Raw genomic sequence first — 15,805 nt, 5'->3', positions numbered from 1 at the left:
CTCCGGTTAAGGCTGCTGTGGTGTAATCGCGGTCAGGATGTAGCCGCTATCGTTCTGGATAAAGCTGAACGTGACCGGGGTGTTGGCCGGCAATGGCGCTATTTCGCTGCTGGATGGTAGCGTGAAGGCCATCGTCATGGCAGGCCATTTGAGGTCGGCAATCGGCGCGTGAGAGAGCGTGACGCTATCGGCATTCCACTGCTTAACAATCCCGGTAGTCTGATAAACGGCTGTCGTGGCCGCTGGGGGCGTGGTCGGCGGCATCGCGTGATGCTGGTGGTCGTTTGCCCACACGGGGAAGATGAAGGAAGAAACAGAAAAAATCAGGCCGCTGATCATAGCGATATAAGTGATACGCATAAAAATAATCCCAATAAAAATAATTGATAAACAAGACGTTGCGCCCACTGGCGCAGGGGTTATCAATCGCTTGGGTTATTCTCTGAATCGGCAGAAGCGGATTTCAGCCGGAGGGCCGACCGCAGGAGGCGAGAGCCAGACATCAGATGCCGGGCTAAGGGGGACAGGATTATCCGCTAAGACCAGCTCACCGCTGACCGGCAACGCTAATAATGCCAGCGAGCCATTATCCTGTTTCACGCTATCCGGCACGCAGTGTTTTTCGCACAGCGGCGTTTGCTGATCGGCAACGTAAGACGCTTTAGCTGCATGCTGAGCATGAGACGATAACGACTGAACGTCAGCCTGTTGCAGATGTGCTTGATGCTGGAGTGCGGGGGATGTCTGGCTGATCGTCATATCGCATTGATGACCTGCGATAGCCAGTTGTGCATTCAGGAAAAACCAGCACAGCGCCAATAGCCATCCCCACCTGCCTTTATGGCGCAGATGATGAATGAATAATGGAGACCGTGATGATGCGGACATGGCGTTTCCTTTTTGGACGTTTTGGCAGTGTATGCGTCTGAACAGGAAGGGGGCAAGCGGGGAATAGCATAGTTTTGTAAATTGGCAGAAAGTTATCTGCCAATGTTATCAATGAGTTAATTATGTTTTACCGTTCGGTTACTGTACGAGAAACTGGTACGTGGTATCCGAGCGATAGACTTTTCCCGGTTTTAGCCAGCAGTCGGGCTGCGGCCAGTCGGGGTGATTCGGGCTGTCTGGCAGGAATTCACTTTCCAGTGCGACACCGGCATAGTTTTCATATTGGCCGCCGTCTCGCGAGGGCGTTCCGGCCAGAAAGTTGCCGCTGTAGAGCTGTAAGGCGGGAGCGCTGGTGAAAACGCTCATCAGCACGCGGCCATCGGATGACCATAAATTGGCAGCCGGACTTTCGCTGGAACCGCAGGTGCGATGCAATAAATATGCGTGATCGTAGCCGCCGACGGCCATTTGATCGCTGTCGCGCAGGAAATCTTCTTCCAGCGTTTTTGGCTGGCGGAAATCCATTCCAGTCGCGTTTACCGGTGTCAGATCGGCGTTGGGAATACCCGAGCTATTAACCGGCAAATAATAGTCGGCAAACAGCTGCAACTGGTGCTTACGGACGTCAGTCAGATCGCCATCAAGGTTGAAATACGCGTGGTTAGTCAGACAAACGGGACAGGCTTTCTCTACGGTCGCCTGATACGAGATTTCCAGCGAGTTATGTTCGGTCAACGCGTATGTCACCTGTACGTTGAGATGTCCTGGATATCCTTGGTCGCCATCCGGTGAGTGCAACTGGTACGTCACCTGCGTTGCGTCCTGACTGGCAATTCGCCAGCGGCGGGCATGAAAGCCTTCCGGGCCACCGTGCAACTGGTGCTCGTTTTGGTTTGGAACCAGATGGAACGTTTCGGTTTCTCGACTGAATGTGGCCTTGGCTATGCGGTTGGCATAACGGCCAATCGATGCACCGAGATAAGCGCTTTGTCGTGGATACTGCTCGGGCGAGGCACAGCCCAATAAGACTTCTCTCACCTCACCCTCTGGTAGCGGCAGCTCACAGGAAAGCCAGGTTGCACCCCAGTCCATCAGGCACACGCGCATGCCTGCCTGATTCTGCAAGGTCGTTAATTGAAACGGCTGACCATCTGGTGCCAGCGTGCTAAGACTTTCATTCAACATGACTTGCTCCTGTAGAGGCCCGAGAAGATCGAGAGGGTTGGCCGATGGTTACAATGTTGGGGAAGGTTGCAGAAATCAGCTCTGCTTTCTTCCCCTAATTTGTCACTCGGCGTGAAAAAGCGCCGTCATTCTTCGTCGAACCCATTGGGGTGGTTGGACTGCCAGCGCCAGGTGTCCTGCGCCATTTCTTGCAGCGAACGTGTGACTCGCCAGTTAAGATCTTTCGCTGCACGCTCGGCATCGGCCCAATAAGCAGGCAGATCGCCCTGACGACGCGGGGCAAAATGGTAAGCCAGCGGTTTGCCACAGGCCTGACTAAAGGCTTCGACGACCTGCAATACACTGTAGCCTACACCTGCGCCCAGATTATAAATATGCACGCCAGCGCGATTTTGCAGGGTGTTCATTGCGGCGATATGACCGTCAGCCAGATCGACGACGTGGATGTAATCTCGCACGCCAGTGCCGTCAGCGGTAGGGTAGTCATTACCGAAAATCGCCAGCGAATCGCGACGCCCGACAGCAACCTGAGCAATGTAAGGCATCAGGTTATTGGGCACACCTTGCGGGTCTTCACCCATCTCACCCGATGGATGGGCGCCAACTGGGTTGAAATACCGCAACAGCGTAATACTCCATTCTGGTTCTGCGTGCTGTAAGTCTTGCAGGATTTGCTCGACCATCAGCTTGCTACGGCCATAAGGGCTGGCAGGGTGCCCTGTGGGGAAATTTTCCTGATAGGGTGTGCGCGGCTGATCGCCATAGACGGTGGCGGAGGAGCTAAAAATCAGGTTTTTCACACCTGCTTTCTTCATCGCCTCTACCAGCACGAGCGTACCGTAGACGTTATTGTCATAGTAGCTCAGCGGTTCACGTACTGATTCGCCCACGGCTTTTAAGCCGGCAAAGTGGATGACGGAATCAATGGAATGCTTAGCGAAAATATCGTCCAGCAGCGCGCTGTCGCGGATATCGCCCTGATAAAAAACGGGTGTTTTATCGGTTAAGCGTGTAATGGTTTTAACGACGCTAGCCTTGCTGTTGCACAAGTTATCGAGAATGATGGGAGTGTGCCCGGCAGCCAGCAATTGTACGCAAGTATGACTTCCTATGTAACCGCTACCACCTGTAACAAGAACGTTCATAATGACCTCTATTATCGCAATACTGCAAAATAACATGGCTAGATGCTGAAAAAGGTGATCTACAGCGAGAATCTGCCTCTGTTATCGATGGTTTCTTTACGAGTAAACTGAGTGAAGCATAGGCTACAGTGTAAATGAGCCTGGCTTTCTACCCTACATTTTATTTTGTGGTAGCGTTATCATCCCTGTTTTTAGGCGTTATCTACATAACGCGTCAATCTGGTAGCGGTAGATGTCGTTGTGCGGGACGAAAGTGAGCCGATGTGTAATGCACTCGGGCGCATCTTCCGCGTGATGCGAGACAAAGAGCAGCTGTGTTTCGCCCTCGCCAATCAGGATATCCAGCCAGCGGCGTACCAGTTGGCGATTGAGCGGATCAAGCCCCTGTAGCGGTTCATCAAGAATGAGTAGGGCGGGGTGTTTGACTAACGCGCGGGCAATCAGCGTTAGACGCTGCTGGCCCCAGGAGAGCGACTGAAACGGGGTGTCGGCGATAGCGCCATTGAGCCCAAGCAGAGTGAGCCATTGTTCGGTCAGGTGACGCTGACGGTCGGAAACGGCCTGATAAATCCCGATCGAGTCAAAAAAGCCTGACAGGATGACGTTGCGCACGCTGGTGCTGACGCGGTAATCCAGATGGAAGCTGCTGCTGACATAGCCGATGTGGCGCTTGATGTCCCAGATGGTTTCACCGCTGCCGCGTTTACGGCCAAACAGCGTGAGGTCGTTACTGTAGCCTTGCGGATGATCGCCCGTAATCAGGCTGAGTAGTGTCGATTTCCCCGCGCCATTTGGCCCGACAATCTGCCAATGCTGACTCGGCAACACTTCCCACGTCAGCTCATGCAGAATAGGGCGATCGTTGTATTGCACCACGCCGTTACGCAGCCGAATGCGCGCCTCGTCAACGGGGAGCGTCATATACCGCTGCGGATCTTCCGGTTCTGGCAGCGAACTTCCCGACAGTTTTTCGCTAAACGCGAGCTGAGCCACCAGCGCTTCAGAGAGGATCGTTTCACGTTCGCCGACGCGGGTCAGCGTACAGTCTGCCAGCACACCGACATGGTTGATAAAGTCAGGGATGTCATCAAAGCGATTCAAAATAAGCACCAGCGTATAACCGGTGCCTGCCAGTTTCCTCAGCTCATCGGCAAGCTGCTGGCGGGAGGCAACGTCCAACCCATCGAAAGGTTCATCAAGAATCAGCAGGTCGGGCTGAGACATCAGCGCCTGACACAGCATCGCCTTACGGGTTTCCCCCGTAGAGAGGTACTTGAAGCGACGCTCCAGCAAATGCGCAATACCAAACTGATGTGCCAGCTGTTGGCAACGTGCAGGATCGTTGAGGCTATCCTGAATCACTTCTGCCGTGGTGCGGCCAGTGTCGTCTTCACCTTCACTGAGTAGATCGGTGTTATTGCGCTGCCATTCGTCGGAAACCAGTTTTTGTAATTGTTCAAACGACAGTCGGACGGGGCGTTGAAATCCTGTTGTTCGTTCGCCACTCAATATTGGCAGTTCGCCGGATAGCGCCCGCGCCAGTGCAGATTTACCACTTCCGTTGGCCCCGACAAAGGCCCAGCACTGGTTGTGTTCGAGCGTCAGTTCGTCCAGACGCAGCATGCGGGTGTCGCTGAGACGAAACAACCCCTGAGTGATTTTTAACAATGACATTTTCTATCCTTCGTCAAACGGCGATAGCGCTAAATCAACATTAACAAAGCGTGGCGATGATAACCCGGTCGGCATTGAAGCAGGCCTTTACATCCGATCCCTGTTGCAGCTTTTGCTGCTCAAGCAAGGTATTCGGCACCATGGCACACAGGGTTTCTCCCCCGGTCAGCGTAATCAGAATTTCGCTGTTTTCTACACCGTGCTGAATGGCCTGAATTTGCCCAGGCAGGACGTTATCGACGGCGGGTGCGTTGGACGTGGCGGCGTACACATCGATCCACGGTGCTTTAATCAGTGCCAACACCTCTTTCCCTTTTTGTAATTGCAGGCGCTCGGCGCTTTGTTGCGTAATCAGGGCGCTGATCGTTGTTTTACCATCGGCGAGTAAAATATCCAGATGTTGTTGCACCTGTTCTTCGCTGCGTGCGAGTACGGTTCCAAAAAACTGATTACGGGCGCTGGTTTGCAGCGAGAAACGCGCGATGGCTGCCAGCAGGCTATCCAACGGCAGACCGTCTTCCTGCAAGACATCAAAGGCTTTTTGCTGAATCTGCGCGAGCAAATCGTACAGTTGGAGAAGGCGTTCGCCGTAGCGGGTGAGCTGAGCACCACCACCGCCTTTGCCGCCGGTCATGCGTTCGACAATGGTCTGCTCGGCCAACTGGTTCATCTCATTGATGGCATCCCATGCGCTTTTATAGCTAATCCCCGCCAGCTTGGCTCCCTGACTGATTGAACCGGTATGACGAATTTGCTTGAGCAATTCAATGCGCCGCGGATCGGCGAATAAACGCTGTTGGAGTTTCAGGGTGAGAAGAATTTCAGCCTGCATAGTGAGGGCACCGTCGGTGAGTTTAATTCTCTGTATTGTCGCTATTTTCTTCATCAGGGGCAAATCGCACAAATAGACGCACTAATTTCTATTACTGCGGTAGACTACGTGGCAATTATGACGATCTCGGCTTACAGTGAAATAGCGCAGTAGACGGGCTAAAGTAGCGGTAGCCGTTGCAATAAGTGAGGTAAGCATGTTGGAGTTGTTGAAGAGCCTGCTGTTTGCAGTTGCCATGGTTCCTGTGATGATGGTGGTTATCATGGGTTCGATTTATTGCCTTGGCGAAGTGTTTAACGTGTTGTCCCGCATCGGTCATTCCGACGGCCAGCGCGCAAAGAATCAGCACTGATTCACGATCCTTTCCTATTTTGATGTCCGGCTTCTGGCCGGACATTTCTTTTCTACCTCCCACATCTACCTCTTTAAAGCGCATGACACTGCTTCATAATTCGTTATATTATTATTTACACAACGATAATTGTCAGGAGACAAGAATGAAGCAGCAATGGTTAAAATGGTTTGCCGCACTGACCCTCAGTGCAGGAATGGCGTTGCCCGCAGTGGCAGAAGATAAAGTTACCGTGTTCGCCGCGGCATCACTGACGAATGCGTTGCAGGAAATCGCTACGCAATATCAGAAAGAGAAAAATGTTGCTGTCGTGGCGTCTTACGCATCATCCTCAACGCTGGCGCGCCAGATTGAGCAAGGTGCGCCTGCCGATTTGTTCATTTCCGCTGACCAACAGTGGATGGACTACGCGCAGGATAAAAACCTGATGGATACCGCTACGCGTCACACGCTGCTGGGCAATGAATTGGTAGTGATTGCGCCGAAGGCGAGTGCGCAGAAAGAAATTAAGATTGACGATAAAACCGACTGGAAAAGCCTGCTGAAAGGCGGACGTCTGGCCGTTGGCGACCCGGATCACGTGCCTGCTGGGATCTATGCCAAAGAAGCCTTACAGAATCTGAAAGCCTGGGATGAACTCTCTCCACTGATGGCGCGCGCCAACAACGTACGTGCAGCCATGGCGCTGGTGGAACGTGAAGAAGCCCCGTTGGGTATCGTTTACGGTTCTGACGCGGTTGCCAGCGACAAAGTTAAGGTCATCGGTACATTCCCAGCGACGAGCCACAAGCCTGTCGAATATCCGATGGCGATAGTTAAAGAGCATAAAAACGCGGCGGTTACCGGTTTTTATGACTACCTGAAAACGCCAGAAGCAGCAGCCGTATTTAAACGCTATGGCTTCGCGCCGCGTTAATGATGCTGAGTGATTACGAATGGCAGGCGGTTGAGCTGAGCCTCAAAGTTTCCGTTGTGGCTGTGGCGTGCAGCTTGCCGTTTGGGATACTGATGGCGTGGATTTTAGTGCGCTGTCGGTTCCCCGGCAAATCACTGCTGGATAGCATTATCCATTTACCACTGGTGTTGCCACCAGTGGTTATTGGTTATCTGCTGCTGGTGGCAATGGGAAGACGCGGCGTAATCGGTTCCTGGCTCTATGACTGGTTCGGCTTCAGCTTTAGTTTTAGCTGGCGCGGTGCCGCATTAGCGTCGGCGATTGTCGCATTTCCACTAATGGTTCGGGCGATCCGGCTGTCGCTGGATGCTGTCGACAAGCATCTGGAACAGGCTGCTCGAACACTGGGTGCCTCGCCGTGGCGCGTGTTTTTCACCATCACATTACCTCTCTCTTTTCCTGGGATTGTTGTTGGAACCGTATTGGCGTTTGCCCGTTCGCTTGGCGAATTTGGCGCGACCATTACGTTTGTTTCTAATATCCCTGGCGAAACCCGAACCATTCCACTGGCGATGTATACCCTGATTGAAACGCCCGGCGCGGAGGCTGATGCAGCAAGGCTGTGTATTATTGCCATCGTCTTGTCGCTGGCTGCGCTGTTAGCATCGGAATGGCTAACAAACTGGAGCCGCAAGCGGTTGGGGGGATAATGCTGCAACTCGATTTTCATCAACAGCTGGGTAGTCTCGAACTTCGCGTTCAGTCTGAACTGCCTGCGAACGGCATTACCGCGATTTTCGGCGTATCCGGAGCCGGGAAAACCTCGCTGATCAACGCCGTTGTTGGCCTGACGCGCCCAGATGGCGGGCGGATTGTGCTCAATGATCATGTACTGGTGGATACGCAGCAGCGTGTTTTTCTTCCACCGGAAAAGCGGCGAATCGGCTATGTGTTTCAGGATGCTCGCCTGTTTCCGCACTATCGCGTACTCGGTAATCTGCGCTATGGCATGGCGGAGACAATGGAATCGCAGTTCGATGACATAGTCCAATTACTGGGCATTGAGCCGTTGCTAAATCGCTATCCACGGACGCTGTCCGGTGGCGAAAAACAGCGTGTTGCGATTGGTCGGGCATTGCTGACCGCACCGGAACTGCTGCTTATGGATGAACCGCTGGCGTCGCTGGATTTACCCAGAAAGCGCGAGCTGTTGCCGTATTTGGAACGTTTGGCGAAAGAGGTCAATATTCCGATCCTGTATGTCAGCCACAGCCTGGAAGAGATTGTCCGGTTAGCCGATCATGTCGTGGTGCTCGATAAAGGCAAAGTGAAAGCGCAGGGGTTGCTGGAAGAGGTGTGGGCCAGCAGCGCGCTACGCCCGTGGTTACCGAAAGACGAACAGAGCAGTATTCTGAGTGCGCGCGTGTTGGCTCAGCATGAGCATTACGCGATGACGGCACTGGCATTAGGCGACCAGCAGGTGTGGGTCGGAAAAGTCGAACTCCCGCCGGACGCCGCGTTACGCATTCGCGTGAATGCTGCCGATGTCTCTCTGGTGCTACAGCCACCGGAAAAAAGCAGCATCCGTAATGTGCTGCGTGCCAGCGTGGAGGAGTGCATTGATGTCGACGAACAGGTTGAAGTGAAGCTTGCGGTCGGCCAGCAGACACTGTGGTCCCGTATCACGCCGTGGGCTCGGGACGATCTCGCGCTTCATCCCGGTCAAACGATCTACGCGCAGATTAAGAGCGTGTCGATTACGGCGTAAGCACAGACCGAGCGATGGAACAGCCGTTCATATCGCTCGGTCTATCTCGTGAATCAGTCGATATTCTGTGACTAAGATAACAAAACGAGTATTGAGAGTGATTTTCAATTCGTTTTTTCTACCGCGTGAGCAACGTAGTCAGATAAATTATCCCCGCGTTATTATTTTTTCATCATAAAAAGTAATCGATTACTTTTTGTTTTCACCTGTGCAACGGGATAAAAATAGGAGAAGGACATGCCTTGTATGACGTTATTGCGCCGTGCGTTTGCTATACCGCTATTGTTGATGGTTTCATCGGGTTTGGCGCTTGCCGAGCGTCCAGCAGAAAACCAAAAAATAGCGTTGCAGATGTATACGCTGCGCAGCCTGAATACGCTCGACGAGCAATTTTCCATGGCGCGAGACGCCGGATTTAAGGCGGTTGAGCTGGTAGGGACGCATGACATTAGTGCGTCAGAAATGAAGGGGTTATTAGGAAAGTATCAGTTGAAAGCCATTGCTGCGCATGTCCAGTTTGGTGAACTGAAAAGCAATATGGCTGAGGTTGTAGCCTTTAACAAAGCCATCGGCAACAGCATGATTATCGTGCCGTGGCTAAATGTTGAAGACCGGCCTGATAGCGCAGAAGGTTGGAAGCGCTTTGGTGTGGAAATGAACGATCTTGGCCGTGAGTTGAAGAAGCAGGGCATGAAGCTGGCTTATCACAACCATAATTTCGAGATGAAGAAGTATCGCGGTAAAACAGCGTTGGAAATCATGATGGATGCTGCAGAGCCAGAGAATCTGATGCTGGAAATGGATGTTGCCTGGGTATCTCGCGGAGGTCAGGATCCTGTGCGTCTCCTGCGCCAGTACAAAGGGCGTATTTACTCAATTCATGCGAAAGACAATACATCAATCGGCATCCGCGATGATGAAATGAACTTTGCCCCACCGGGTGAGGGCATTTTGGCGTGGGAAGAGATTCTTCCTGCTGCGTCTAAGGCGGGTGCGCAGTGGTTTGTTGCTGAACATGACTTGCCGAAAGATCCACAGGCCATTGTTTCTGCGGCTTACCAATCGCTGTATGAAAAACTGAGTAAGATAAAAAGTAAGTAATAGCTATCAACCTGCGGTCAGCGGACCGCAGGTTGTCAGAGATGAAAAAGGATTGGTTTTATTGTATCTGGGTTAGCTGGATGCCCGTTCGACAAACGTCCATTCCAGTAAGCGCTTTTCTGTTTCGCTGGCAGGCTGGTCGATCTGCTGTAATAGCAACTTCACGGCCTCTCTGCCGATATGTGCGGACGGCTGCTGAATCGTGCTGAGCTGAGGTGACGTGATGTAACCCAGCTCCGAGCCGTCGAAACCGATCACCGCAATATCCTGCGGCGCACTCAATCCCGCCTCACAGATTGCCGATAGCGCGCCTGCGGCCAACGTATCGGACACCACAAAGACGGCATCTGGCCGCTCTGGATCGTTAAGCAGCGCGTTCATTGCGGCCTTTCCGCCTGCGTAGCTCAGCGTGCTGGCGTATTCGACTTTGCCGTAATCAAACCCATTCTCCGCGATAACGTCGCGATAGCCTTTCTCTCGCTGCTGGGCGTAGAGGTAATTCATGTCGTGGTTAATCATGGCGATACGGCGATGGCCTTTGCCAATAAAGTGATTAATCACGAAGCGGGATGCTTCGGCGTTATCAATACCCACGGATGAAATGGCAGATGTATCGTCATGCTCGGCGCACTGCACCCAAGGTGCCGTACCAATCATGTCCTGAAGTGCAGACAGCGTTGAAATGGCGTCCATGGTGATCACGCCATCGACCATTTTACCGGATAGCAGTTGCAGGCTGGAGTGGGCGCGAACGATATCGGCACCGGAATTGCACAGAAGAATGCGATAGCCGTTTTCCTCCGCTTCCGCCTCAATGCCTTTCACGACATCGGCGCAGAAGGGGTTGGCAATGTTGGAAACCATGACCAATAGCATCTGGCTGCGCGCGGTGCGTAGCTGCCGGGCCAGTAAGTTCGGCTGATAATTGCTGCTTTTTATCGCATTGAGAACACGTTCCCGGTTTTGCGGCTTCACGGTATCAATGTTGTTCAACACCCGCGAAACGGTGGCAACCGAGACTCCAGCTATCCGTGCTATTTTTTGAATCGACATAATTCAGAAGGCACTCACGCTACTTATGCTTGGCTGAGCAGATTACCATAAATATCTCTGGCTGCATCCCGCAGGCGTCGCACCTGCGGGATGAATACCGTGAGAGAATGAACGGTCCGATGCCTTAATTGGCGACCTTCACCCACGTTTGTTGCTGATGGCTTTGCACGATGGCGTCAATGATGAACATGATGTTCGCACCGTCGTAGAAGGTGGCGAAGTTGAACGGATCGACGCCCGGCTGTTTGCCGTCGCGCAGATAGGTATAAAAGTTCGCCATCATGTTCTTGAACGCATCCGGCCAGCCTTCGATATGTCCACCGGGGAAGTGGACGGCGGCGGCGGCTTCTGGGTTCAGCAGTCCAGGATCGTCCGACAACACCTGATTCGCTTTATCGCGATGACCGATCCAGAGCTGCTGCGGGGTTTCCTGATCCCACGCCAGCGACTGTTCACTGCCATTCACTTCAAACGTCAGGCGATTTTTCCGGCCAGCGCTGACCTGAGAAACGGTAAAGGATCCGCGGCTACCGTCTTCAAAGCGCAGTAAAACGGTCGCGTAGTCTTCGGTTTTGACCGGTTTGTCGTCGTACTCTGGTGGAGCATCAGATGATGAGAATGTGGCCGTGCCATTCCGATTGGATTTGCGGATCGGATGGACGATGGCTAAATCGGCAAAGACTTCGACAATTTTTCGGCCGGAAATAAATTGCACCGTGTCGCACCAGTGCGAACCGATGTCGGCCACCGCGCGGGAAACGCCGCCGAACTCCGGTTCCACACGCCAGTTATAGTCGGTGTCGCGCAGCATCCAGTCTTGCAGGTAACCGCCGTGTACGGCAAAGACACGCCCGATTTCCTGACGCTTAATCATGCTGGCAGCCTGCTGCACCATGCCAAACTGGCGATAGACAAAGCTGACGCCGTGGACGACGCCTTTTTCTTCCGCCAGCGCCACCAGCTCACGTGCTTCCTCGCTGGTCATACACAGCGGCTTTTCCGAAAAGACGTGCTTGCCTGCCTGAATAATCTGCTTATTGATCGCCGCATGGAGATGGTTCGGCGTGCAGTTATGGATCGCATCGATACCGGGATGATTGAGTAAATCAGCGACGCTGCCGTAGGCATGGGGAATGTTGAGCTGACGAGCTTTCTGCTGCGCCAGATCGAGTGAATTTTCCGCCAGCGCCACCACCTCAACGAAGCCAAGGCGACGAATTGCCTCAATATGTGCTGGGCCAATAAAACCGGAACCAATAATGCCAACGCGAATCATTCTGCGTTCTCCTCTTTTAATCCCAACATTTTTCTGACTAACGGACGATCGTCGCTGGTCGCAGCGAAGTCGTCAAAAGCGCGTCCCGCAACGGGGATAATGTGGCGGTTGATGAACGCCGCCCCTTCTTTCGCACCGCAGTTGCTGTCTTTCAGACAGCATTCCCACTCCAGCACTGCCCAGCCGTCATAGTTGTATTGGGCCAGCTTGCTGAAGATGCCGCCAAAATCGATCTGACCATCTCCTGGTGAACGGAAGCGCCCGGCACGTTCAGCCCATGACTGATAGCCGCCGTAGACGCCGCTTGTGCTCGACGTGTTAAATTCTGCATCTTTCACATGGAACGCTTTGATTCGTGCATGGTAGCGATCGATAAAGCCGAGATAGTCCATCTGCTGCAAATGCATATGGCTAGGATCGTAAAGAATGTTGGCGCGCGGGTGATGATTGACGACATCAAGGAAGCGTTCGAAGGTCACGCCGTCGTGTAAATCTTCTCCCGGATGCAGCTCGTAGCACACATCCACGCCGTGCTCGTCAAAACAGTCGAGGATCGGCGTCCACAGGCGACCGAGTTCTTTAAAAGCTTCCTGAATCAGGACTTCTTTACGCGGTGGCCAGGGGTAAAAATAGGGCCAGGCCAGCGCACCGGAAAACGTAGCGTGGGCGTTTAGTCCTAAGCGTGAAGAGGCCTTTGCTGCCTGCTTGATTGCCGCAATCGCCCACTCTTGACGAGCCTGCGGATTGCGGCGGTAAGCTGGTGGTGCAAAATCGTCAAAAGCATCGTCATAGGCAGGGTGGACGGCAACGAGTTGGCCTTCCAGATGGGTCGACAGTTCGCTGATGGTCAGCCCATGCTGCGCTAACAGACCTTTCACATCATCACAGTAAGTTTGGCTGTCGGCGGCCGTGGCCAGATCGAAAATGTGCGGGTGATTGCAGGGGATTTGTAGCGCTTTAAAGCCTAATCCGGCTGCCCATTGCGCCAGATTTTCCAGCGTGTTAAAGGGAGCCTGATCGCCAATATACTGGGCGAGAAAAATACCCGGTCCTTTTAACGTCTTCATTATTACCTCCTTTGGCAACGGGTGTGGTCATGAATACCGTTGCACGATTGCGATAGCGGAGAATGCAGTGGGATGAGGTGCCATAGGCGACCTCATCCCATTTTCTCGTTAACTAATCCGTCTCAGATGCTTAAGCCCGCTCTTCTTTATATTTGAAGGAGAAGAGGAAAATGACGGCGATGATGGCTGCGGCAACCGCAGGGATCCACCAGAAGGTCGCCCAGATTTCAGGCGCGTTTAACGTACCGTTGTTGAAGAGACGGTTATAGAGTGCACCGGAAACCTGCGAGCCCAGCAGCATACCGATACCGTAGGTGAACAGGACCACCATACTTTGTGCCTGACCTTTGATTTTCTCTCCCGCGATGCGGTCGGTATAGATGAAGCCAATGACGAAGAAGAAGTCATAGCAGATACCGTGCAGCAGGATACCGATGTAGAGCAACCAGCGTGTTTCTTCATTCACGCCCATCGCGAAGAGGGCATAGCGTACGAACCACGCCAGCATGCCGATGAACAGCATGTATTTCACACCCAGCTTTCTAAACAGCAGCGGAATGATCAGCATGAAGACGATTTCGGACATCTGACCAAACGACATGGCGGTGCTGACGTCGCTGATACCTGCGTTGCTCAGGAAGGATGCGGTGTAAGCGTAGTAGGTGCCCAGTGGAATAGAGATCAGCATGGCGCAGATGGCAAAGACCAGAAAGTGGCCTTTCTTCAGCAGCGCAAACGCATCAGCACAGAACAGATCGCGCACTGCCAGCGGCAAGCCTTTTGCCGGGGCTGGAGTATGCGGCAGCGTCAGGCTGTAGGCAGCCAGAATGGCAGAGCAAGCGGCAGCGACGTAGAAGATATTGACGCTTGCGGAGATGCCCGCCGTCCCGATGCAGACACCGGCGACGATCCAACCGATGGTGCCGAAGACGCGCACAACCGGGAAGCTCTTCTCGCTGTTGCTCAGGTTATGGAACGCGATGTTGTTGGTTAACGCCAGCGTTGGCATAAAGCACAGCGTGTAGGCGAACAGCAGGATCAGCAGCTGTGAACCGTCTTCGTTGATTAACGCGGTAGGCACAAACCACAGGATGACCGCGCCGAGCAGGTGCAGTAGCGCCATGACTTTTTGTGATGGGAAGAAGCGGTCAACCACCATCCCCAGTACGAACGGCGATAGGATTGAGGCGATTGGCCCGGCAGAGAAGGCGTCGCCAATCATGGCGGCCAAATTGTGCTGTGTCATAACCAGGCCAAGGGTGACAGACCATGAACCCCAGATGAAGAATTCTAAAAACATCATGAGTGACAGTCTGGGAACCACGAAGGCCGGCTGTAACGATTTGGTAGCTGTGTTTTCAGATGAAGAAACCATGTGGTATCCCTCTTAAAAGTAATCGATTACAATTTGTGTTTTCTAAATGTAATCGATTACTTTTAACTTAACCGCAGCTTTTAGCCATAAATGAGATCCTTATCACTAGAAAGTTATATAGCCATAGCGTAGCTGGCTATTTTCGCGCAATGATCGGGTATCTGCTTTGCTTGAGGGGAAAAGAAGAATGACGCACTTTGTTTTAGTGGGCGATGTCGGTGGCACCAATACGCGTTTGGCGCTATGTGATGCTACAACGGGCGAATTGTCGCAAATCGAAACCTATTCCGGGCTGGATTTCCCTTCTCTGGAAGCGGCCATTCGTGATTATCTCGATTCGCGACAGGTCACGGTACAGGATGCCTGTATCGCGATTGCCTGCCCGATTACCGGTGACTGGGTGGCAATGACGAACCACACCTGGGCGTTTTCCATCGCAGAAATGAAAGCGAGTCTGGGTCTGCGCCATTTTGAGGTCATCAACGATTTTACCGCCGTTTCCATGGCGGTGCCGGTGATGACTAACACGGATTTACTCCAATTTGGCGGCGGGGAGCCTGTGCCAGGTAAACCGATCGCGGTGTATGGTGCTGGCACGGGGTTAGGCGTCGCTCATCTGGTGCATGCCGCCAATCAATGGATTAGCCTGCCGGGTGAGGGCGGGCATGTGGATTTCGCACCGAATAGCGATGAGGAAGACAAAATTCTCTCTGTTTTGCGCCAGTCGCTTGGGCATGTTTCTGCTGAACGCATACTCTCCGGGCAGGGGCTGGTAAATATCTACCGTGCCGTAGTGCTGTCTGATGACCGCACGCCGGAGGCGCTGGAGCCGAAAGATATTACCGAACGTGCTGTCAACAACACGGATGTGGACTGTCGTCGCGCACTGTCGCTCTTCTGCGTCATTATGGGACGCTTCGGCGGCAATCTGGCATTAAATTTAGGCACATTTGGTGGTGTGTATATTGCTGGCGGCATCGTTCCGCGCTTTCTTGAGTTCTTTAAAGCCTCCGGTTTTCGGGCGGCTTTTGAAGACAAAGGGCGGTTTAAAGGCTATATGCAGGATATCCCTGTGTACCTGATTACCCATGAGCAGCCGGGATTAATGGGGGCGGGGGCGTACTTGCGGCAGGTGCTGGGTAGCGCGTTATAAGTCTGTTTGCTCGTTGAACGCAATCAGGCAAGCGAGAACGG

General features: G+C 53.0%; 16 protein-coding genes. 6 read left to right on the top strand and 10 right to left on the bottom strand.

Annotated elements, in window-relative coordinates:
* Nucleotides 1-6 precede the first annotated feature (6 nt).
* The 6 genes from QWJ20_RS04125 to modE all read right to left on the bottom strand — a co-directional run bounded on the left by QWJ20_RS04125 (nt 7) and on the right by modE (nt 5,724).
* Nucleotides 7-360: a copper-binding protein gene (locus tag QWJ20_RS04125; RefSeq protein WP_226300668.1), complete on the bottom strand. Its 354-nt coding sequence runs from the start codon at nt 358-360 to the stop codon at nt 7-9.
* 75 nt (nt 361-435) lie between these two features.
* Nucleotides 436-888: a hypothetical protein gene (locus tag QWJ20_RS04120; protein WP_433991936.1), complete on the bottom strand. Its 453-nt coding sequence runs from the start codon at nt 886-888 to the stop codon at nt 436-438.
* A gap of 138 nt (nt 889-1,026) precedes the next feature.
* The gene (gene galM / locus QWJ20_RS04115) at nt 1,027-2,073 is read right to left on the bottom strand and encodes a galactose-1-epimerase (protein WP_095994048.1); all 1,047 of its coding nucleotides are present in this window, start codon (nt 2,071-2,073) and stop codon (nt 1,027-1,029) included.
* Nucleotides 2,074-2,198: 125 nt separating this feature from the next.
* The gene (galE, locus tag QWJ20_RS04110) at nt 2,199-3,218 is read right to left on the bottom strand and encodes a UDP-glucose 4-epimerase GalE (protein ID WP_433991935.1); all 1,020 of its coding nucleotides are present in this window, start codon (nt 3,216-3,218) and stop codon (nt 2,199-2,201) included.
* Nucleotides 3,219-3,416: 198 nt separating this feature from the next.
* A complete protein-coding gene (gene modF, locus QWJ20_RS04105) occupies nt 3,417-4,892 on the bottom strand; it encodes a molybdate ABC transporter ATP-binding protein ModF (RefSeq protein WP_433991934.1) in 1,476 nt (491 codons plus the stop codon).
* A gap of 40 nt (nt 4,893-4,932) precedes the next feature.
* Nucleotides 4,933-5,724 (bottom strand): molybdenum-dependent transcriptional regulator, encoded by a 792-nt coding sequence (gene modE, locus QWJ20_RS04100; protein WP_433991933.1) that lies wholly within the window; start codon nt 5,722-5,724, stop codon nt 4,933-4,935.
* A 196-nt stretch (nt 5,725-5,920) separates the two neighbouring features.
* Between modE and QWJ20_RS04095 the strand changes: the two genes are divergently transcribed.
* The 5 genes from QWJ20_RS04095 to QWJ20_RS04075 all read left to right on the top strand — a co-directional run bounded on the left by QWJ20_RS04095 (nt 5,921) and on the right by QWJ20_RS04075 (nt 9,840).
* The gene (locus QWJ20_RS04095; RefSeq protein ID WP_039482693.1) at nt 5,921-6,076 is read left to right on the top strand and encodes an AcrZ family multidrug efflux pump-associated protein; all 156 of its coding nucleotides are present in this window, start codon (nt 5,921-5,923) and stop codon (nt 6,074-6,076) included.
* Between the two features lie 145 nt (nt 6,077-6,221).
* Complete coding sequence (gene modA / locus QWJ20_RS04090; RefSeq protein ID WP_095698904.1) at nt 6,222-6,992, top strand: molybdate ABC transporter substrate-binding protein; 771 nt, start codon at nt 6,222-6,224, stop codon at nt 6,990-6,992.
* Nucleotides 6,992-7,681 (top strand): molybdate ABC transporter permease subunit, encoded by a 690-nt coding sequence (modB, locus tag QWJ20_RS04085; protein ID WP_039473842.1) that lies wholly within the window; start codon nt 6,992-6,994, stop codon nt 7,679-7,681. Before modA ends, modB begins: the two co-directional genes overlap by 1 nt.
* Nucleotides 7,681-8,739: a molybdenum ABC transporter ATP-binding protein ModC gene (gene modC / locus QWJ20_RS04080; RefSeq protein WP_433991932.1), complete on the top strand. Its 1,059-nt coding sequence runs from the start codon at nt 7,681-7,683 to the stop codon at nt 8,737-8,739. The genes modB and modC overlap by 1 nt, the downstream gene beginning before the upstream one ends.
* 237 nt (nt 8,740-8,976) lie before the next feature.
* Nucleotides 8,977-9,840 carry a sugar phosphate isomerase/epimerase family protein gene (locus QWJ20_RS04075; protein ID WP_174868916.1) on the top strand — a complete coding sequence of 288 codons (864 nt, stop codon included), beginning with the start codon at nt 8,977-8,979 and terminating at the stop codon, nt 9,838-9,840.
* Between the two features lie 72 nt (nt 9,841-9,912).
* Here the strand turns inward: QWJ20_RS04075 and QWJ20_RS04070 are convergent, their stop codons facing one another.
* The 4 genes from QWJ20_RS04070 to QWJ20_RS04055 form a co-directional block, all read right to left on the bottom strand.
* On the bottom strand, nt 9,913-10,893 hold the full coding sequence (locus QWJ20_RS04070; RefSeq protein ID WP_249688064.1) for a LacI family DNA-binding transcriptional regulator: 981 nt from the start codon (nt 10,891-10,893) through the stop codon (nt 9,913-9,915).
* 124 nt (nt 10,894-11,017) lie between these two features.
* Nucleotides 11,018-12,169 carry a Gfo/Idh/MocA family protein gene (locus QWJ20_RS04065; protein WP_226307452.1) on the bottom strand — a complete coding sequence of 384 codons (1,152 nt, stop codon included), beginning with the start codon at nt 12,167-12,169 and terminating at the stop codon, nt 11,018-11,020.
* The gene (locus tag QWJ20_RS04060) at nt 12,166-13,236 is read right to left on the bottom strand and encodes a sugar phosphate isomerase/epimerase family protein (protein WP_433991931.1); all 1,071 of its coding nucleotides are present in this window, start codon (nt 13,234-13,236) and stop codon (nt 12,166-12,168) included. The genes QWJ20_RS04065 and QWJ20_RS04060 overlap by 4 nt, the downstream gene beginning before the upstream one ends.
* A gap of 130 nt (nt 13,237-13,366) precedes the next feature.
* Nucleotides 13,367-14,611 (bottom strand): MFS transporter, encoded by a 1,245-nt coding sequence (locus tag QWJ20_RS04055; protein WP_433991930.1) that lies wholly within the window; start codon nt 14,609-14,611, stop codon nt 13,367-13,369.
* 187 nt (nt 14,612-14,798) lie between these two features.
* Between QWJ20_RS04055 and glk the strand changes: the two genes are divergently transcribed.
* A complete protein-coding gene (gene glk / locus QWJ20_RS04050; RefSeq protein WP_174871109.1) occupies nt 14,799-15,764 on the top strand; it encodes a glucokinase in 966 nt (321 codons plus the stop codon).
* Nucleotides 15,765-15,805 lie beyond the last annotated feature (41 nt).

Origin of the sequence: Pectobacterium sp. S5 (genome assembly GCF_051707265.1) — a bacterium.
In the GTDB taxonomy this organism is placed as follows: domain Bacteria; phylum Pseudomonadota; class Gammaproteobacteria; order Enterobacterales; family Enterobacteriaceae; genus Pectobacterium; species Pectobacterium polare.
Note: the sequence above shows the minus strand (reverse complement) of the source record. Positions and strands in the feature narration are given on the sequence as shown.